The sequence below is a fragment of the Synechococcus sp. Cruz CV12-2-Slac-r genome (assembly GCF_024346075.1).
Classification (GTDB): domain Bacteria; phylum Cyanobacteriota; class Cyanobacteriia; order PCC-6307; family Cyanobiaceae; genus Synechococcus_D.
In genome coordinates this window covers 1-17,785 of record NZ_JAGQEK010000020.1, presented here as the reverse complement: position 1 = coordinate 17,785, position 17,785 = coordinate 1, and the positions used below count along the sequence as shown (strand labels likewise).

Annotated in this window: 20 protein-coding genes and 1 tRNA gene; 7 read left to right on the top strand and 14 right to left on the bottom strand. The window is 51.1% G+C overall.

Translation table 11 applies throughout. The annotated features are described in order from the left end of the window. Positions 1 to 932: chorismate-binding protein (locus KB557_RS03310; protein WP_255131382.1), on the bottom strand; the 932-nt coding region annotated here is incomplete at its 3' end. Continuing rightward, complete coding sequence (queC, locus tag KB557_RS03305) at positions 929 to 1,606, bottom strand: 7-cyano-7-deazaguanine synthase QueC (protein ID WP_255131381.1); 678 nt, start codon at positions 1,604 to 1,606, stop codon at positions 929 to 931. The genes queC and KB557_RS03310, both read right to left, overlap by 4 nt. 37 nt (positions 1,607 to 1,643) lie before the next feature. On the opposite strand from queC, the gene KB557_RS03300 reads away from it, so the two are divergent. Continuing rightward, entirely contained in the window at positions 1,644 to 2,153 is a 510-nt protein-coding gene (locus KB557_RS03300) for an ecotin family protein (protein ID WP_255131380.1), read from the top strand. A gap of 13 nt (positions 2,154 to 2,166) precedes the next feature. Here KB557_RS03300 and KB557_RS03295 read toward each other — a convergent pair whose 3' ends face one another. From KB557_RS03295 to gcvT, 5 genes are read right to left on the bottom strand one after another with little or no spacing between them, the layout of a single operon-like run. Beyond that, positions 2,167 to 2,787: a 7-carboxy-7-deazaguanine synthase QueE gene (locus KB557_RS03295; RefSeq protein ID WP_255131379.1), complete on the bottom strand. Its 621-nt coding sequence runs from the start codon at positions 2,785 to 2,787 to the stop codon at positions 2,167 to 2,169. Continuing rightward, entirely contained in the window at positions 2,784 to 4,394 is a 1,611-nt protein-coding gene (locus KB557_RS03290; RefSeq protein ID WP_255131378.1) for a CTP synthase, read from the bottom strand. The genes KB557_RS03295 and KB557_RS03290 overlap by 4 nt, the downstream gene beginning before the upstream one ends. Before the next feature lie 16 nt (positions 4,395 to 4,410). Continuing rightward, a complete protein-coding gene (locus KB557_RS03285; RefSeq protein ID WP_255131384.1) occupies positions 4,411 to 4,896 on the bottom strand; it encodes a Dps family protein in 486 nt (161 codons plus the stop codon). Positions 4,897 to 4,922: 26 nt separating this feature from the next. After that, entirely contained in the window at positions 4,923 to 6,707 is a 1,785-nt protein-coding gene (aspS, locus tag KB557_RS03280; RefSeq protein ID WP_255131377.1) for an aspartate--tRNA ligase, read from the bottom strand. A gap of 40 nt (positions 6,708 to 6,747) precedes the next feature. Beyond that, positions 6,748 to 7,836, bottom strand: a complete 1,089-nt coding sequence (gene gcvT, locus KB557_RS03275; protein ID WP_255131376.1) for a glycine cleavage system aminomethyltransferase GcvT — start codon at positions 7,834 to 7,836, stop codon at positions 6,748 to 6,750. A gap of 149 nt (positions 7,837 to 7,985) precedes the next feature. Here gcvT and KB557_RS03270 point away from each other — a divergent pair, with 149 nt between their 5' ends. Further along, positions 7,986 to 8,225: a hypothetical protein gene (locus tag KB557_RS03270; RefSeq protein WP_255131375.1), complete on the top strand. Its 240-nt coding sequence runs from the start codon at positions 7,986 to 7,988 to the stop codon at positions 8,223 to 8,225. On the opposite strand, the gene speB is transcribed toward KB557_RS03270, so the two are convergent. Together speB and speE are read right to left on the bottom strand one after the other, a co-directional pair. Further along, entirely contained in the window at positions 8,218 to 9,099 is an 882-nt protein-coding gene (gene speB, locus KB557_RS03265; protein ID WP_255131374.1) for an agmatinase, read from the bottom strand. The two genes, KB557_RS03270 and speB, sit on opposite strands and share 8 nt — an antisense overlap. Then, on the bottom strand, positions 9,096 to 9,944 hold the full coding sequence (gene speE / locus KB557_RS03260; protein ID WP_255131373.1) for a polyamine aminopropyltransferase: 849 nt from the start codon (positions 9,942 to 9,944) through the stop codon (positions 9,096 to 9,098). Before speE ends, speB begins: the two co-directional genes overlap by 4 nt. A gap of 63 nt (positions 9,945 to 10,007) precedes the next feature. Between speE and KB557_RS03255 the strand changes: the two genes are divergently transcribed. Continuing rightward, positions 10,008 to 10,760 (top strand): carbonic anhydrase, encoded by a 753-nt coding sequence (locus tag KB557_RS03255; RefSeq protein ID WP_255131372.1) that lies wholly within the window; start codon positions 10,008 to 10,010, stop codon positions 10,758 to 10,760. On the opposite strand, the gene KB557_RS03250 is transcribed toward KB557_RS03255, so the two are convergent. Beyond that, positions 10,731 to 11,411 carry a hypothetical protein gene (locus KB557_RS03250; RefSeq protein ID WP_255131371.1) on the bottom strand — a complete coding sequence of 227 codons (681 nt, stop codon included), beginning with the start codon at positions 11,409 to 11,411 and terminating at the stop codon, positions 10,731 to 10,733. The genes KB557_RS03255 and KB557_RS03250 overlap by 30 nt on opposite strands. A gap of 75 nt (positions 11,412 to 11,486) precedes the next feature. On the opposite strand from KB557_RS03250, the gene arfB reads away from it, so the two are divergent. After that, positions 11,487 to 11,924: an alternative ribosome rescue aminoacyl-tRNA hydrolase ArfB gene (gene arfB, locus KB557_RS03245; protein ID WP_255131370.1), complete on the top strand. Its 438-nt coding sequence runs from the start codon at positions 11,487 to 11,489 to the stop codon at positions 11,922 to 11,924. Here the strand turns inward: arfB and mazG are convergent. Both mazG and KB557_RS03235 read right to left on the bottom strand, forming a co-directional pair. Continuing rightward, the gene (gene mazG, locus KB557_RS03240) at positions 11,908 to 12,696 is read right to left on the bottom strand and encodes a nucleoside triphosphate pyrophosphohydrolase (RefSeq protein ID WP_255131383.1); all 789 of its coding nucleotides are present in this window, start codon (positions 12,694 to 12,696) and stop codon (positions 11,908 to 11,910) included. The two genes, arfB and mazG, sit on opposite strands and share 17 nt — an antisense overlap. Before the next feature lie 8 nt (positions 12,697 to 12,704). Continuing rightward, on the bottom strand, positions 12,705 to 13,196 hold the full coding sequence (locus KB557_RS03235; protein ID WP_255131369.1) for a metal-binding protein: 492 nt from the start codon (positions 13,194 to 13,196) through the stop codon (positions 12,705 to 12,707). Positions 13,197 to 13,208: 12 nt separating this feature from the next. Here KB557_RS03235 and KB557_RS03230 point away from each other — a divergent pair. Further along, positions 13,209 to 13,280 (top strand) — tRNA-Val (locus KB557_RS03230). Positions 13,281 to 13,293: 13 nt separating this feature from the next. Here the strand turns inward: KB557_RS03230 and KB557_RS03225 are convergent. Beyond that, complete coding sequence (locus KB557_RS03225; protein WP_255131368.1) at positions 13,294 to 13,554, bottom strand: hypothetical protein; 261 nt, start codon at positions 13,552 to 13,554, stop codon at positions 13,294 to 13,296. 20 nt (positions 13,555 to 13,574) lie between these two features. After that, entirely contained in the window at positions 13,575 to 14,204 is a 630-nt protein-coding gene (locus tag KB557_RS11185) for a response regulator transcription factor (protein WP_255131367.1), read from the bottom strand. A 164-nt stretch (positions 14,205 to 14,368) separates the two neighbouring features. Between KB557_RS11185 and KB557_RS03215 the strand changes: the two genes are divergently transcribed. Further along, positions 14,369 to 17,080 carry a valine--tRNA ligase gene (locus tag KB557_RS03215; protein WP_255131366.1) on the top strand — a complete coding sequence of 904 codons (2,712 nt, stop codon included), beginning with the start codon at positions 14,369 to 14,371 and terminating at the stop codon, positions 17,078 to 17,080. Between the two features lie 35 nt (positions 17,081 to 17,115). Beyond that, complete coding sequence (locus KB557_RS03210; RefSeq protein ID WP_255131365.1) at positions 17,116 to 17,721, top strand: TVP38/TMEM64 family protein; 606 nt, start codon at positions 17,116 to 17,118, stop codon at positions 17,719 to 17,721. The last annotated feature ends 64 nt before the right edge of the window (positions 17,722 to 17,785 follow it).

The following is a 17,785-nucleotide window of genomic DNA, read 5'->3' as shown; positions in this document are numbered from 1 at the left end:
CCTAACAGTTGTGGCACCTTAATGCTACCCGCTTTGCATACCCTGCCTAGGTCGTTTCGTAATAGATCTACGATCATTATGTTTTCAGCCCGATCTTTTGCACTTGTTATTAGTTCAGCCGCCGCAGCTGCATCATTATCTTGCTCTTGATGCCTGGGCCTGGTGCCTTTAATGGGCCTGGTTTCTACGTTGCCTTCTTGATCGCAAGATATAAACCTTTCTGGTGATGCACTCAGCACTGCTTCCTGATTGCTTGCAATTATTAGGCCGCCAAATGGTGCAGGGCATTTGCTACGCAAGCGTTGATACATTGCTAAAGGATCTGCATTTGCAGGGAGTGTGTATTCAGCGCATACACTTAGATTGGCTTGAAAAATATCACCTGCTTTAATCGATTCTTTTACTTTATTTACCTGCTGCTCAAATGCACTTGTTGTTGTATGCCAATACCAAGCATCTAAGCCAATTCCTGCGTTAACTGTTGGCTGCTGCTGATCTGCTGTGGTGGGTTTTGAGCGCAGCAAGGCTTCCAGTGGTTTTTGATACTTAGCCTCCCCTGTTAACCAAAGCTTTTGCTTTTCTAGATCCAGGTGCACCACCGCTCCATAGCAGCCAGCCCAAAGTGTTGCCATGTCTGGTGTTTGCCAATGGGGGCTCGTTTCTACCCAGGCGCCAGCTTCATAGGCAAGCCAGCCAAGCCAGCAGCCGTTGCGATTTGCTTGGATTTCTTGCAGAGCCTTAAAGGGGTCTTTGCTGCCTGGTTCACCGGGAAGCCCGCTGCAGCGTATTTGTGTTTGCGGTGCTACCGCCAGCAAAACCCTGTTTCCCAAGGGGCTGCCGTCGCCATCAAGCCAAACGAAGCCCTCGCTGCCAAAACAGCGCACTAGCGCTTGGGCTAATTGTTGTGGTTCCCACCAGGGCAATTGATTCATTGGCCCACCAGATCACTGCGGCCCGCTTCCAGCAATGCAGCATCTCTGATACGGCAACTATCGCAAATTCCACAGGGTTTTTCTTCGCCGGCATAGCAACTCCAGGTATCAGCAATCGGCAGCTTTAGCCGTGTGGCTTCTTGCACGATCTTTGTTTTGCTCCATTGCAGCAATGGGGCCCAAAGCTGCGCACCTTTACCTTCCCTTCCTGTTTTAGTTGCCAGATCAGCAAGATTTTGGAATGCGGCTAAGTAATCAGGCCTGCAATCTGGATAACCGGAATAATCCACAGCGTTAATGCCAAGCACTAAACGTTCAGCAGCGCGGGCTTCTGCCAAACTCAGCCCTAAGGCAATAAATACGGTATTGCGGCATGGCACATAAGTATTAGGAATTACCCCTGCTTCCACACCATCAGTGGGCACGCTGATTTCACTATCGGTAAGTGAGGATCCACCCCAGGCCGCCAGATTCACTGCGATTATGTGATGTTCAGGGAGCTTTAAATGATCGGCCAAATTTTTTGCAGCTATTAATTCACGCTGGTGGCGTTGGCCATAGTTAAAAGAAAGGCCGATTACTCGATAACCAGCTTCTATAGCAAGGGCAGCAGCGGTGGCGGAATCAAGGCCACCAGAAAGCAGCGCGATGGCAGTTGGTGGTGTGTTGTGCATTGTGGGGCCAGGATGGGTTCAGTTTGATCTAAAGGCCGTGTTCAGAGTTGCTTTGTTTTGTTCAGCTGTTGCTTTAACACTTGCTCTAGAGCCCGCTAAGGCGATACCAATGCTTGATCTAAAACCATACGCAGAAGCAGCGGCAGGGGAGCAGCGCTTTGTAATCCAATTAAATCCATTGCTAAAGCCATCACCGGATCAGAGTATTTCAAATAATCCTGCTGATTGGCGGGTGCAGTTACTGGTGGGTAAGGAGTTGGAACTGGATTGCAATTTGCACCGTTTCACCGGCAGGTTGCGTTCTGAACCAGTGCTGGGAACCGGCTACACGGTGTATCGAGCCGAACAAATTGGCGTGATGCTTTCCACCCGCAAAGCTTGCCCAGGCCAGGCACTTACAAAGCAATTCATACCGCTTGGCGGCCAACCATTTGTATTGCCATTCAATGCAAGTGTGCCGATTGTTGTTTATGCGCCTCAGGGTTTCCAGGTGCGCTACCGGCTTTGGAAGGCGGAAAAAAATATCCAACCAGCCCAGCTGCGCTAGTTATCTCGCTTAGCTATTGCACCCCTAGCCATTTGTGGGTTTGCAGGCTTAAGCGCCAGTTGGGATGTTTAAGCACGTAGTTGATTGCCAAATCTCTGCCTGCTGGGCAATCGGCGCCAGGTTGCAACAGCAGCGCTGCAGATTTTTGATTCACCGCTGCGATATTTGCTGCTGCCATTGATTCTGCAAATTCCAGATCTGCCGCTTCATGCACCACTAGTTTCAATTCATCACAACAAGAAAGCAGCTCATTGCATGGCGGTTTATGGCGTTTTGGTGAAAGGCTGATCCAATCAAATTTTCCACTGAGCGGATCCACCCCACTGGTTTCAAGGTGTAAAGGCAATCCCAGCACTGCAAGGTTTTCGCATAATTCATCAAGGTTGTGATGCAGTGGTTCCCCGCCTGTGATCACAACAAATGCAGCACCATCTGCAGCGGCAGCAGCGGTTTCAGCGCTTAGTTCGGCAAGGCTTCGCTGTGGATGGGCAGATTGGGGCCATGAATGCTTTGTGTCGCACCAGCTGCAGGCCACGTTGCAACCAGCTAAACGAATAAAAAATGCACTGCGGCCGCTATGAATTCCTTCCCCTTGAATTGAGCGAAAGGTTTCCACCACCGGCAATGAATTCATTTTTGTTGTGTTTGATATTTAAGAGCCGCTTCAATCAGGCCGCGAAATAACGGATGAGGCTTCCCAGGCCTTGATAAAAATTCTGGATGATATTGACAAGCCAAAAAGAAGGGATGGCTTTTTAATTCAATTAATTCCACTAAACGACCATCGGGCGACATGCCACTTATTTCATAACCTGATTCCACAAATAAACTGCGGTAAGCATTATTAAATTCAAAGCGATGGCGATGTCTTTCGTATACCACTTCTGCTCCATATAGTGCGTGCGCTTTACTGCCAGCTGCTAAACGGCATGGGTAAACTCCAAGCCGCATCGTGCCGCCAAGATCCACCACATCCTGTTGTTCCGGTAGGAGATGAATTACAGGATGGGTGCTGGCGGGTTCTAATTCGGCACTGGTGGCATCCACTAAACCGGCGCAATTTCTAGCCCATTCGATAACAGCGGTTTGCATGCCGAGGCACAAACCAAGAAACGGCACCTGCTGCTCTCTTGCCCAACGGATTGCATCGATCTTGCCATCCACGCCGCGGTTGCCAAAACCCCCAGGCACCACCACCGCATCCATGCCTGTTAATAACTTTTCAGCTCCTTGCTCCTCTAGGAGTTCAGCATTAACCCAATGCAGATCAAGGCCGCAATCGGCATCAAGGCAGGCATGACGCAGGGCCTCAACCACTGAAAGGTAAGCATCATTTAGTTGCACATATTTACCAACTAAAGCAACTTTTACTGCTGGGCCAGGGTTACGCAAGCGACGCACTAATTCTTCCCATCCAGCCATATCACTTTCATGATCTTGCAGGTTTAGCACCTCCAATAGTTGACGGCATAAACCTTCGCGTTCCAGTGCAATCGGCACCGCATAAATACTGTCTGCGTCTAGGGATTGCACTACTGCTTTAGCGGATACACCACAAAAGCCACCAATCTTTGCCTTTAATTCATTACTGATTTCACGATCACTTCTACATACTAATAAATCTGGCTGAATACCAATTGAGCGCAATTCTTTTACTGAGTGCTGGGTGGGCTTTGTTTTTAATTCACCCGATACGCCAATGTATGGCATAAGTGTGACGTGCACGTAGGCAAGGTCGTGGCGACCCACCTCGCCGCGAAATTCACGAATCGCTTCTAAAAAAGGTAGCGATTCAATATCACCTACGGTGCCACCAATTTCAGTAATTACCACATCTGCGTTGGTATTAGCGGCAACCCTATGAATCCGTTCGCGAATTTCACCAGTAATGTGAGGTATAACTTGCACCGTGCCACCGTTGTAATCGCCGCGACGTTCTTTATTGATTACCGCTTGATATATAGATCCTGTGGTAACACTATTTAGCCTAGACATTGCCGTATCAGTAAAGCGTTCGTAGTGGCCTAAATCCAGATCGGTTTCAGCGCCATCTTCAGTTACAAATACTTCACCATGTTGATAGGGGCTCATTGTGCCTGGATCCACATTTAGATATGGATCAAGCTTCAAGATTGAAACGCTATAACCACGGCTTTTTAATAGCCGCCCCAGGCTGGCTGCCACAATTCCTTTGCCGATGCTTGATACAACACCGCCGGTTACAAATACAAATTTGGCCATAACGCCAGCCTATAGATCAGCCTTCAAGAATGCTACGCAGCATCCAGGCCGTTTTTTCATGTATCTGCAAACGTGCATTCAGCAGATCGGCAGTGGGCCCATCTTCCGCTGCTTCAGCTAGGGGCAGGATCCCGCGGGCGGTGCGGGCTACGGCCTCATGGCCTTTCACCAATTCCGCCACCATCGCCAATGCTTCAGGTGCTTGTTGTGCTTCTTCAATGCTTGATAATTCCGCATATCTACGGCCGCCCATAGGGGCAAGGTGGCCGAGGGCGCGAATTCGCTCGGCGATCTCATCTAAGGCATTCCATAACTCGGTGTATTGCTCCATAAACATGGAGTGCAACGAGCTAAACATTGGCCCAGTTACGTTCCAATGGAAGCCATGGGTTTTTAGATACATCACATAGCTATCGGCAAGCAGCCGCCCTAATCCTTCGGCAATTTCTTGGCGTTGGTTGGCGGGGATGCCGATATCGATGGGGGGAGCGAGATGGGCCATGTGCTGAGCGGAGGCGCTTGGTTTACTCATATTGAATCAACCCAGGTGCTGGCAACATTTAATTCAGCCAGTTGAGCGTCGCTGGCAGCGCCGGGGGCGCCCGTAAGCAGGCATCGGGCTTGTTGGGTTTTTGGAAATGCAATCGTGTCGCGGATTGATTCTTCACCTGCCAGCAACATCACCATGCGATCTACCCCAAAGGCGATGCCGCCATGGGGCGGGGCGCCAAGCTCTAGGGCCTCAAGCAGAAAACCGAATTGAGTTTCAGCCTCTTCTGGGGCAAGGCCAATGGTGTGGAGCACCTGCCGTTGCAACTCTGCTTTGTGGATTCGCAGCGAACCGCCACCTAATTCGAGGCCATTTAGCACCAGGTCGTAGGCCTGGGCCCTGGCGCTAGCGAGATCATCAATATCAGCCGGGTTTGGCGAGCAGAAGGGGTGATGCAGGGCTTCCAGGCGATTTTCATCGTTATTGCGCTCAAACATTGGGAAATCCACCACCCAGAGGAAGTTCCAAAGCCCTGGAGGCACAAGCCCAAGCTCCTTGGCAAGGTATTGCCGCACTCGATCCAGAGCCTTATTTACCGTTGCGGTATCGCCTGCACCAAACAGCAGCAAGCTGCCTGGGGTGGCGCCAGTGCGGGCCAATAACTCAGCTTTAGTGGTTTCGCTGAGATTGTCTTTGATTGCACCGATCGTGTCGATTTCTCCCCCCTCCCGCACGCGGATGAAGGCAAGGCCGCCGGCACCGGCTTTTTGCGCTTCGGAAAACACATCACCGCCGGGTTTTATGCGCACATTGCTCAGCGCATCATTGCCACCTGGCACTGCAATGCACTTAACGCTGCCCCCTGCTGCCACAGCACCGCTAAACACCTTGAAGCCCATGCCTGCCACCAGATCGCTCACATCGGTGAGCTCCATGCCGTAACGCGTGTCTGGGCGGTCGCAGCCATAGCGCTCCATCGCTTCATGCCAGGTGAGCCTTGGTAGCGGCAGCTGCAACTCCACCCCTTGCACTGCTTTCCAGATTGCTGCAATCAGCCTTTCATTTAGTTCAAGGATTTCCTCTTGGCCAAGGAAACTCATCTCTAAATCCAACTGCGTGAATTCCGGCTGGCGGTCTGCGCGGAGATCTTCATCACGAAAACATCGGGCCACTTGGTAGTAGCGCTCAAGGCCGCCCACCATCAGCAATTGTTTAAACAACTGGGGGGATTGGGGCAAGGCAAACCATTCCCCACCACATACCCGTGATGGCACCAGGTAGTCGCGGGCGCCCTCCGGGGTGGATCTGGTAAGTACCGGGGTTTCAACTTCAATAAAACCTTCTGTTTCCAGGAAATTCCTGGCGGTTTGGATTGCTTTATGGCGCAGGGTGAGGTTGCGCCGCATCCGCTCGCGCCGCAGATCTAGGTAGCGATATCGCAGCCTTAATTCCTCTCGGGTGTTTTCCTCTTCATGCACCGATACGGGAAAGGGCAATGGCCGGCTTATGGCGTTCAGCACTGTGAGCTGCTGCCCCAGCACCTCTACAGCGCCAGTGGCAAGCCGTTCATTTAATGAAGCAGCAGGGCGGGCTCGCACCATCCCCTCCACCTGCAGCACCGTTTCACAACGGAGGTGCTCAGCGATTGCGAAGGCTTCAGGGCCTAGATCGGGGTCCACTGTGATCTGAATGGTGCCGCTGCGATCGCGTAGGTCGATAAAGATCACACCGCCGTGGTCGCGGCGGCGATCTACCCAGCCGCAAAGCAACACCTTGGTTTCAATGCTGTTTGTGCGCAGATCGCCGCAGGAGTGGCTGCGCATAGTGATAGTTCAGCGAATCGGATGATCCCATGCAGACGGTTCAGTTAGCACGGTAAAAGGGGCGTTTCACCACTTGTGCTGCTTCTTGGCGGCCGCGGATATCAACGCTTAGTTGGGTGCCGAGCTTGGCGAGAGCTGGTGGCACATAAGCCAAAGCGATTGGTAATTCAAGGCTTGGGGCCCAGCTGCCGCTTGTGATTTCCCCCACTAACTCACCGTTGTGATGCACCGAATACCCATGGCGGGCAATGTTGCGCCCCTGCAGCTGTAAGCCCACCAGCCGCCGCGATACCCCCTGGGCTGTTTGCTTTTCCAGCACTTCTCTACCGATGAAATCAAGGGGCATTTCTAGATGCACCAACCAGCCGAGGCTGGCCTCCAGCGGGCTGGTGTTGGCATCCATATCACTTCCGTAAAGGTGCATTGCTGCTTCTAAGCGCAAACTGTCGCGGGCGCCTAAACCGCATGGAGCCACCCCATCAGCCAGCAATTGCCCCCAGAGCCAGCAACCAACTTCGCGGCTAAGCAACAACTCAAAGCCATCCTCTCCGGTGTAGCCGGTGCGAGCGGTGAATACTTTTGAACCGTTGATTTCTATTTCGCGGTGGCCAAAGCGCGGCAGGCCCGATAGATCTTCACCACAAAGTTGTTGCAGCTTTGCAGCAGCTTCAGGGCCTTGCAAAGCGAGTAATACCCCAGTGGTTTTTTGATCGCTTATTTCAATGCCTTGCGGTGAAAGATGTTGTTCAAGCCAGGCGGTGTCAGCTGCAACGCAAGCGGCATTAATAACAACAAATAATTCATCAATGCCAGCGATTTGGCCGCGATCATAAATAATTAGATCATCAAGAATTCCGCCGCCTTCATTTAGCAGCACGCTGTAGATCGCTTCACCTGGGCCGATGCGATGCAGATCGCTGGGTACTAAGCCTTGTAATTTGTCTTTTGCGCCCAGCCCCTTCAGCTTCAGTAAGCCCATGTGGGAAATATCAAATACGCCGCAGCTACTGCGAACAGCTTTGTGCTCTGCAATCACTCCTTCAAATTGCACCGCCATCTCCCAACCGGCAAACGGCACCATGCGGCCTCCGGCATTGCGGCACAATTCGTTTAAAGGGGTGCGGAACATGGGGCTCAACTAGCTGCTGCGATTCTGATACCTAGAAGCATTTGATTGCTGCGATTTAATTCGCATTTCGGTAGGAAACCTGCATTTTGCTTTGCAAGCTGTGGTATTGGTTGCATCCTCTCTAAGTTAAGTGATCTTTTTTTAATTCCATGGCTGGCCGCAGTAGCTGCCGTAGTTGTAAGCATTGCCAGCCAGCTGGCGGATTGTCTTGGTGCAAATTACGGCAAGTGCCCTTACATCCGGAGCTCACGGCTGACCTTAGTTGCCATCATTGGACCGCAAAAGCACCGGAATTACCGCCATTGCATTTATTGGAACCTGCAGGTGTAGTTCCAAACGACAGCCATCAGCTTCCCTTGCTTGAATTTAGTCATTTGGAATTCAATTAATTAGTAGCAGCAAACTGCGCACAACCTTTGCCGCAAAAATGCTGCTTACACCCGAGGGATCAAGCATTGGCGCCAGTTCCACCACATCTGCTGCCACCAGGTTGTGATGGCGTAATTCATCGATAAGGCAAGCGAAATCGCTCCAGAGAAAACCGCCGGGTTCAGGGGTGCCGGTGCCCGGTAGCACCGCTGGATCAAACCAATCCAGATCAACGGTTAGGTAGATCGGAGTGCCGCGTAAAGGTTGCAATGCCGTTGCCATCTGTTCGATTGCCACCAACCTGTTGGTTTGATGTAGTTCCTTAAATTCAGCGCGGCTGCCACTGCGGATGGCGATCTGCAGTAGTTGTTTACTTGGTAGCACCTCTAGGCAGCGGCGCATGGCGCAGGCGTGGCTGTGGGTTGATCCCAGCCATTCATGGCGTAGATCGGCATGGGCATCGAGTTGTATCAACACTAAATCAGGATATTTAGCGGCTACAGCTGCCACAGCACCGGAACTAATCGAGTGCTCACCGCCAAGCATTAGGGGCTTGAGGCCGAGAGCCAGCACCGCTTCGGTGGCCTGCTTCACGGCCGCCACCACCGGCTCGGGGGCGCCGAAGGGAATGTTCACGGCACCCAGATCCACGAAGGCGAGATCTTCGAGATCAAGATTTAGTTGAGGGCAGTAGCTCTCAATGCCATTACTCACTTCACGGATAGCGGCGGGGCCAAAGCGAGCGCCGGGGCGAAAGGAAGTGGTGCCATCGTATGGAACACCAAATATTGCAACCGAACAGGCGGCGGGCTGCCGGCGGCTGCCCATAAAAATCGCACCATCTGAATCAAATAAATCAGATTCAAATAGATCTGAATTCACTAAAACGCTCATGAATTAAGGGCCCGTTCGATGTTGGCGGGAATGGCATCAAAAGCACCGCGTTGCCAACGGGCACTCCAGATTTCGCAGCCGGCGGCAATGCTGGCTACCCGTTCTGGTTTTGCCTGGCAGTAACGGGGGCCATCAACTGCAGCAAAGGTCCAACTCCACCAACCACTGGGATACATCGGCACCCAGCCATACATCGGATCGGCGTAACCAAAAACCTCCCGCAGCAGTTTCACCGTATCGATGTGCACTTTTCGGAAAGCTTCTGGTGATTCGCTTTGGGTGGCAAACACTCCACCGGGTTTAAGGATTCGCCGGCAATTTTCAAAAAAGGCGCGATTAAATAAACCTTCAGCTGGGCCAGCGGGATCAGAACCATCCACGATCACCACGTTGTAACTGGCATCTGCTGCATTAGCGGCAAAAGCAATGCCATCCCCCACGGTGAGCTGGAATCGCGGATCTGTCCAGCAACCGCCCCCAAGGCTTGGTAGGTGCTGCTGGGAGAGCTCCACCACTAAGCCATCAATTTCCACCATGTGCAGCTCTTGAACGCCGCTGTGGCGCAGGCATTCACGGGCGGTACCGCCATCACCGCCACCAATCACCAACACCCGTTCAATTGCTTCGGCGCCGCAGAGGGCTGGATGCACCAATGATTCGTGGTAGTGGCGCTCTTGGTGCTCAGCTGTCATCCAGCAGCCATCAAGCAGCAGGCCTTTGCCATAACGCTTGCTTTCAATGATCGACACCCGTTGAAATGGGGACTGTTGTTCGCTGATCACATGGCCTTCAAGGCCGTAGCGCACACCATCAAAAATTTCATCAATCCAGCCGGGTTCGGGCATGGGGGTATTGCATTGGTTTCCAATACAGCTAAACCTTTAGCTGGGTCGCTTGTCAGGTGAGCTATGGCACTAAGCCGCAGAGAGCTGTTGGAAAAAGCCGGATTGCTGGGGGTGGCGCTGGGGTTGAGCCAGTGCTGGCCAGGGCTGGCTGGAGCTAGTGCGATTGATTTGGATTTGCGCGCTCAATTGGAGCAATGCAAACCAAGGTTGCAGCCATTGGAAGCCCTAATGGCTGGCAATCAGCGCTTTATGGCGGCATGGGCCGCAGCTGGGGATGCGGCAAGCCCAGAATTACGTATGCAGGCCCTGCAGCTTGCCTATGGGGAGAGCGGTTGTGAAATCGATCCAAAAGCCTTAGCGCAAGGGCAAAGACCATGGAGTGCTGTGCTCACCTGCGCTGATTCGAGGGTGCCCCTGGAGTGGTTATTTAATACAGGTGATGGCGAATTATTTGGGGTGCGCAGCGCCGGCAATACCGCTTTTAACGAAGGGGTGGCCTCTTTGGAATACGCGGTAGCAAATCTGGAGGTGCCTTTGATCGTGGTGCTTGGCCATAGCGGCTGCGGCGCTGTGACAGCTGCAATGGCTGAGGCAACACTTACGCCATTACTAGAGGATTTAGTTACTCCAATTCGCGCTTCTTTTGTTGCCGGTAATAATCTCACAGAAGCAATTAAAGTAAATGCTTGTTATGCGGCAGCTCAGCTACCGAAACGCAGTGAATTGTTGCAGCGGGCGCAAGCGAGCGGGAAGTTAAAAATTCAACCGGCTTATTTTGATATCAATTCAGGGCAGGTTAGTTTGCTTTTGGTATGAATTTTGCAGATCATCCTGTAATACATAGGCAACACCATCTGCCTTTAGCAGGGAATCTTTATCAAGCACTCGCATTTTATAAGACCAACCTTTGGGTAAACTTAGGCGTTCACCAAGGCGATCTAAATCTTCAATTTTTAAATCCTGATCTACAATTTGGGAGTAGCTTTGCATGCGAAATATTTCGCCAGAAGCTGAGGTTAATTCATATACCTTCCTGCCTTTCAGATAGCTGAATGTGGTGCTGCGATCGACTGAATTTACTTGATATGGTCGCTGGATATTTAATATATTAGCCAGGCTTACTTTTATGGAAGCGCGTTCTCGCAATTGCAAGCCATTAAATTCAACCACCCTGCCAGATTTTGTAACGCCCGCCGCCTTTATCGCATCCATCATCCAATAACGCGGTCCATTCAGTTTCACCATAAAAGCGCCAAAACTAGCGGCGATTGATTTTGCATTTTGGCGCGACCATAAACCGATTGGGCAATTATTTAAACCTGCGGTATTAAATACTGGAATTTCAAAATTTGTACCAGTGCGGAAGATGGGGATTATTTCGCAATATCTTGAATTGCGCAACTCTTGCGCAGCTGCAAGAAATTGGGTTTGTTTTACCGTAGGTATCGATTCGGCACCTATGGCCATTGCAAAAATAAGTGGAATAAAAAAGCTAAACATGCATAATTAATTGAGCTCATATTCACATTAAGCGATGCCGGCATGGAGTTTGATCAACTGCGGCTGAACCAGCAGCTTGTGATTCCAAGCGCTGAATTGAGCTGGAGATTTTCCCGTGCTTCCGGCCCTGGCGGACAAAACGTAAATAAAACCGATTCGCGGGTGGAGTTGTTGTTTGATCTTGCTCGTAGTGAAGCCCTACCAATACTTTTAAAAACTCGGGCATTGCAACGCCTGGCAGCTGGTTTGGTAGATGGGGTAGTGGTGATAACCGCTGCGGAATATCGCTCCCAGTTGCGTAATCGGGAGGCAGCTCTGGTTCGTTTGGCGCAGCTATTGCGCGCTGCGATTGCAGCACCTCCGCCACCAAGGCGTGCCACTCGCCCCAGCCGCGGTTCGGTGGAGCGGCGCTTGCAAGCAAAAAAGCAACGCAGCAGCATCAAGGGCCATCGGCGCAGTGGGGCTACACCGGAGGATTAAGAGCTTTGATTTCAGCCTTTGCCTGTTGCCATTGCTTCTCTAATTCAGCGCTGCTGCGTTCCTTAAGTTCACCACCTAGGGCTGCTTCCACGCGGGCGAAACGATCTAGAAAGCGTTGATTAGTGCCATCTAAAGCTTCCTCTGGATTTAATTCACACCAGCGGCCAAGATTTACCAAGGTAAATAACAAATCACCTAATTCTTCTTGGGAATGTTTTTTATTGCCGCTGCCCAGCGCTTCTTTTAATTCCTGGAGCTCCTCTTCTACTTTTGCCCATACGCCATCGAGATCAGGCCATTCAAAACCGGCCGCGGCTGCTTTTTTGGAAATCAGCATTGCCGCAGCCATTGCGGGTTGGCTGCGTATTTTGCGTTGCAGTTCAGCAGCTAAACCCACCTTGGTTTCGCCGCGGGCCTTTCGCTCTTCTGCTTTGATTTCTTCCCAACTAAGGGCCGGCACTTCTGGGTTAAATACATGGGGATGGCGGCGCACCAGCTTGGCGCTGATGCTATTTATCACTTGCTCAAGATCAAAGGCATCGCGTTCTTTAGCGATTTGGGCATGGAGCACCACTTGCAAAAGCAAATCCCCGAGTTCTTCTGCAAGGTGCTGATCGCTGCTGTAGCGAATTGCATCTACCAGCTCATGGGCTTCTTCCAGCACATAAGGGATGAGGGAGCTGTGGGTTTGCTTGAGATCCCAGGGGCAACCACTTTCTGGATCCCGCAACTTGGCTACTACAGCGATCAATTTGTTAAAAGCTTCCACGATTACTGAAATCAGAGCGGCATTGGATCGCCATCTTGGATCAAATGCAGCCAGGCACTTGCTTCAGTAGCGCTTAGGGCAATTATTACTAGCGGTTTTTGCTGTTGCCATAACTGCTGCCAGCAGCTGAGTAAAGCGATTGGGCTTGGGCAGCCGATTGGCTGTAAAACTGCGGCCGCGAGCAGTAACAGGATCGCTAAATAGCAAAGCCTGCAGGCACTACCAAGAATTGGTGTGTGGGATAGCCAGCCCCTATGCCGTACCAATTTCCTATATGGCATCCATAGAAATGCCAACGGCCCCCAGCGGCGGCTGGGCCGGGAATTGGTATCAAGATCTGGTGATAACCAGAGGCCGCCAAACCAAAAAGCGATCGATCCCACCAAAAAACCACTCCAGCCAAGCCAAAACCAGCAGATAAAGCCGTAGGGCAGGGCTAGATAATTTGTGAATTGATCGTGGCGGCGGCCTGTAGCCAAGTTGCGGGTTCCACGGTTTGGCACAATAGGAACACCGCCCGGTTAGCTCAGCGGTAGAGCGCCTGCCTTACAAGCAGGATGTCGTTGGTTCGAAACCGACACCGGGCATTACACACTCCTCTCAATCCTCAGGGAACAGGAAATCGGCGAGTTCTTCAGCATCAACCTCGTAGGCGCGAGCCAAGGTGGTTTCCACTGCGGTAGTTACTTCTGATGGCAAGAAACGCAAGGCATTCATTGCATCCTCTGCGATTTCTTCGTTGTTGAGCTTTTCCCCTTCGGGGTTTAGTTTTTCATCGTTGAGTACAGCTAATACCCAGCTTTGGTACGCATATACCAAATCGGAAAACTCTAGATCTGGATCGTTTAGATCAAGGGCCATGGTTGCAGAGCTCGGCTTATCTAGTTTGCCTGCAAAAGGCCCAATCGCAGGCCTTCCATCACCGCCTGCATGCGTCCGCTCACATCCAGTTTTTCGTAAAGCTGCTTTTCGTAGCCCTTGGCGGTGTTTTCAGTTATCCCTAATCGCTTTGCCACCTGCTTTGTGCTGGCACCTAGGCAAAGTTCCTGCAACACCTCCAGCTGCCTGGGCGAAAGCTTTTTAGTGGCCGCAGCATTGCTATTGAGAAGGCCTTGATCGATGTAGTGACCCCCGATTGCGATGCTTTTAAGTGCTTGCGCCATGGTGCCTTGGCCAATGCGATCTGCTTTGCAAATTGCATCTACCCTTGCTTTTAATGCCAACTGCAGCTCGAAACTGGCTGGTTTCGTTACCACCAAAAGAGTTTTTAATTTTGGTTGGATTGCTTTGCAGCGCTCGATTAGCTGGATGCCGTTGCCTGGCAGCAACTGGTCGTGGCAGATCAGCAGTTGCGGCTGATGGCGTTGCACTAAAGCAAATGCCTCGTTTTCAGCGCTGCAAAGCCCTTTAAGTAAAACGAGTTCGCCAGCATTAAAACTGTGGCTTAGCAATTGGTGTAAATCACCAAGGCATAACACCACCGTTTGGCCCGATAGTTGCTTGAGGATCACGCTGTGTCGCTGCTGCAGCTGCGCTAACTGGGGTGTGTAGTCCAGCGGTGAAAAAGCGGCTCTAACTTTTTTTGAATAACTGAGCTTAAGGATTGGTTAAAGCGTTATCGGATTGTTACTTGGTTTGGCGTTTTGAGAGAATGGCCTAAAGCCGATGAACCTTTGTGCCCGAGGCCCTTGCTAAAACTTACGACCCTTTAGGCACAGAAACCCGTTGGCAACGCGCCTGGGAGACCCAAGGGGCCTTTCATGCTGATCCCAATGCAGCAGGTGAACCATTCGCTTTGGTGATCCCTCCACCAAATGTGACCGGTAGCCTGCATATGGGCCATGCCTTTAATACGGCCCTAATAGATACGATCGTTCGATTTCAACGCTTGCGCGGTAAAAATGTGCTCTGCCTGCCAGGCACAGACCACGCTTCGATCGCAGTACAAACAATCCTTGAAAAGCAATTAAAGGCAGAAGGCACAAGTAAAGAGCTGATTGGCCGTGAAGCATTTTTGGAGCGGGCTTGGGCCTGGAAAGCAGAAAGTGGCGGCACGATCGTTTCTCAATTGCGCAGGCTTGGCTATTCAGTGGATTGGCAGCGGCAACGCTTCACCCTGGATGCCGGTTGCAGCGCGGCGGTGGTGGAGGCCTTCATTCGTTTGCATGATCAGGGCTTGATTTATCGCGGCGAATACCTGGTGAATTGGTGCCCAGCTTCCGGTTCTGCGGTAAGCGATCTGGAGGTGGAAATGAAAGAGGTAGATGGCTTCCTATGGCATTTCCGTTATCCATTAAGCAGTGGTAGTGGTTTCCTCGAGGTGGCCACCACCCGGCCTGAAACGCTCTTGGGTGATACGGGTGTGGCGGTGAATCCCAATGATTCCCGTTATGCCGCCCTAGTTGGTAAAACCCTCACGCTGCCCTTGGTGGGCCGGGAAATCCCAATCGTTGCTGATGAACATGTAGATCCGGCTTTTGGCACCGGTTGCGTGAAGGTAACCCCCGCCCACGACCCCAACGATTTCGCTATCGGAAAACGCCACGGCCTGCCATTGATCACGGTGATTGCAAAAGACGGCACCATGAATGAGGCCGCCGCTGAATTTGCAGGCTTAGATCGCTTTGTCGCCCGCAAGGCGGTGGTAGCAGAGATGGAGGCACTGGGCTTTTTGGTTAAAACCGAGCCTTATGTGCACAACGTTCCCTATTCAGATCGGGGCAAGGTGCCGGTGGAGCCGCTGCTTTCCACCCAGTGGTTTATTCGCACCGAACCATTAGCGGCTAATTGCCGTGAAGCATTTGAAAAAGTTGAACCCCGATTTGTGCCAGAGCGTTGGAGCAAGGTTTATCTGGATTGGTTAACTAATATCCGCGATTGGTGTATCAGCCGCCAGTTGTGGTGGGGGCATCGCATTCCCGCTTGGTTTGTTATTAGTGAAACCGCAGGAGAAATAACAAGTAATACCCCATATGTGGTGGCCAGCGATCATGCAGAAGCTTTGCAAAAAGCAGAGCTCCAATTTGGAGTTGGTGTAGCTCTTGAGCAGGATCCAGATGTGCTGGATACTTGGTTTTCTAGTGGTTTATGGCCTTTTTCTACTCTGGGCTGGCCCGATAGTGCGGCCGCTGATCTCAGGCGTTGGTATCCCACCAGCTTGCTTGTAACCGGATTCGACATCATCTTTTTCTGGGTGGCAAGGATGACGATGCTGGCCGGTGCATTTACCGGCCAAATGCCTTTTAAAGATGTTTATATCCACGGCCTAGTGCGGGATGAACAAAACCGCAAGATGAGTAAATCAGCTGGAAATGGCATCGATCCATTGCTACTGATTGAGCGCTATGGCGCCGATGCGGTGCGTTTTGCTTTGGTGCGAGAGGTGGCGGGTGCCGGCCAAGATATTCGGCTTGATTACAACCGCAAAACCGATAGTTCAGCCACCGTAGAAGCAGCGCGTAATTTTGCAAACAAGCTGTGGAACGCCACCCGATTTGCGCTGATGAATCTGGATGCTGAAACGCCGCAAAGCCTTGGCAATCCCGATCCGGAAATGTTGCAACAGGCTGATCGTTGGATCCTTTCACGCTTAGCTCGGGTAAACAAGGAAAGCGCTGAAAAGTATGAAACCTATGGGCTTGGGGAAGCAGCAAAGGTGCTCTATGAATTTGCTTGGAACGAGGTATGTGATTGGAGTATTGAATTACTAAAACGCCGCCTGCAAGATCCAGCCCAGCAGCGCACTGCCCGCCAAGTGTTGGCAAAGGTATTAACTGAATTATTTGTTATGTTGCATCCATTAATGCCCCATCTCACAGAGGAATTGTGGCATGGATTAACTGGATTTCCAGAGCAAAAACTACTGGCTTTGGAGCCATGGCCAGCGCTTGATCTGCAGGCGATAGATCTTGAATTGGAAGATAATTTTGCTGAAATGATCGAATTAGTAAGAGTTGCTCGCAACCTAAGGGCCACAGGTGGAATGAAACCAGCGCAGAAAGTATCAAGGTTAGTAATAACTAGTGCTCGGCCTGAGTTGCTAAAAGTGCTTAAATTAGCAATACCAGATTTAGCTGTATTAATAAAAGCAGAATTGGTAGAAATCAGCACTGAAATGCCTGAAATGCCTCGTTCGTTAATGGGTATTAGTGGTACATCTCAGGTGCAGTTGCAATTGCCAGAGCAAGATCTTGATGCTTTGCGCAGCCGCTTGGAGAAAGATTTAGCAAAAGCAGAAAAAGATATCGCCGGTTTAGCCAGCCGCCTTGCGAATCCAAATTTTGCTGATAAGGCACCAGCTGAGGTGGTGTTTGAATGCCGCGCAAACTTAAGGGAGGCAGAAGCCCAGGCTGATCTGGCGCGCAAGCGTTTAGGGGATTTGGGATAAACAATTACTATTAGAAAACTTCTAAATTGTTAACCATGCCTGATCTAAGTTACTGGTTAAGCGAGGTTTTACCAACTTTGCAATCTACGCAAGGAGCATTTTTATTTATTCCCCTTTACGCGGTGTGGGTAACGCTCCTGTTGCCTGGGGTGTGGGCATCGATGTTGGCGGGTGCTCTTTATGGCCCATGGTGGGGCAGTTTGGTGGTGTTTATCGGTGCTTGCCTTGGTGCGGAAATGGCATTTTTGCTTGGTCGCCATTGGCTTAGGGATTGGGCCCGCCGCCGTTTAGCAGCAGTGCCTAAATTGCAATCGCTTGAACAAGCTGTTAGCAAAGAGGGCTTAAAATTAGTTCTATTAACGCGGCTTTCGCCTGCATTTCCATTCAGCTTACTTAATTTTGCCTATGGCTTAAGTGAGGTGAGCCTGAGGGATTACAGCATTGGTTTACTTGGTATTTTGCCGGGCACGATCTTATTTTGCGGCCTTGGTGCATTGGCTGGTGATGTGGCCCGTTTTGGCGATGTGCTCTCCGGCAGGGCAGATCCACTCAGTTGGGCGGTGAGATTGATTGGTTTATTTGCAACCCTTGCCAGTGTTTGGTTTGTTGGCAAGGCGGCCCAAAGGGTTTTAAATAATTAATAATTATTTGTTGATTCTTATTTATGCTTATTTATCTTATGTGTGTATTGTAGTGAAAGATTGT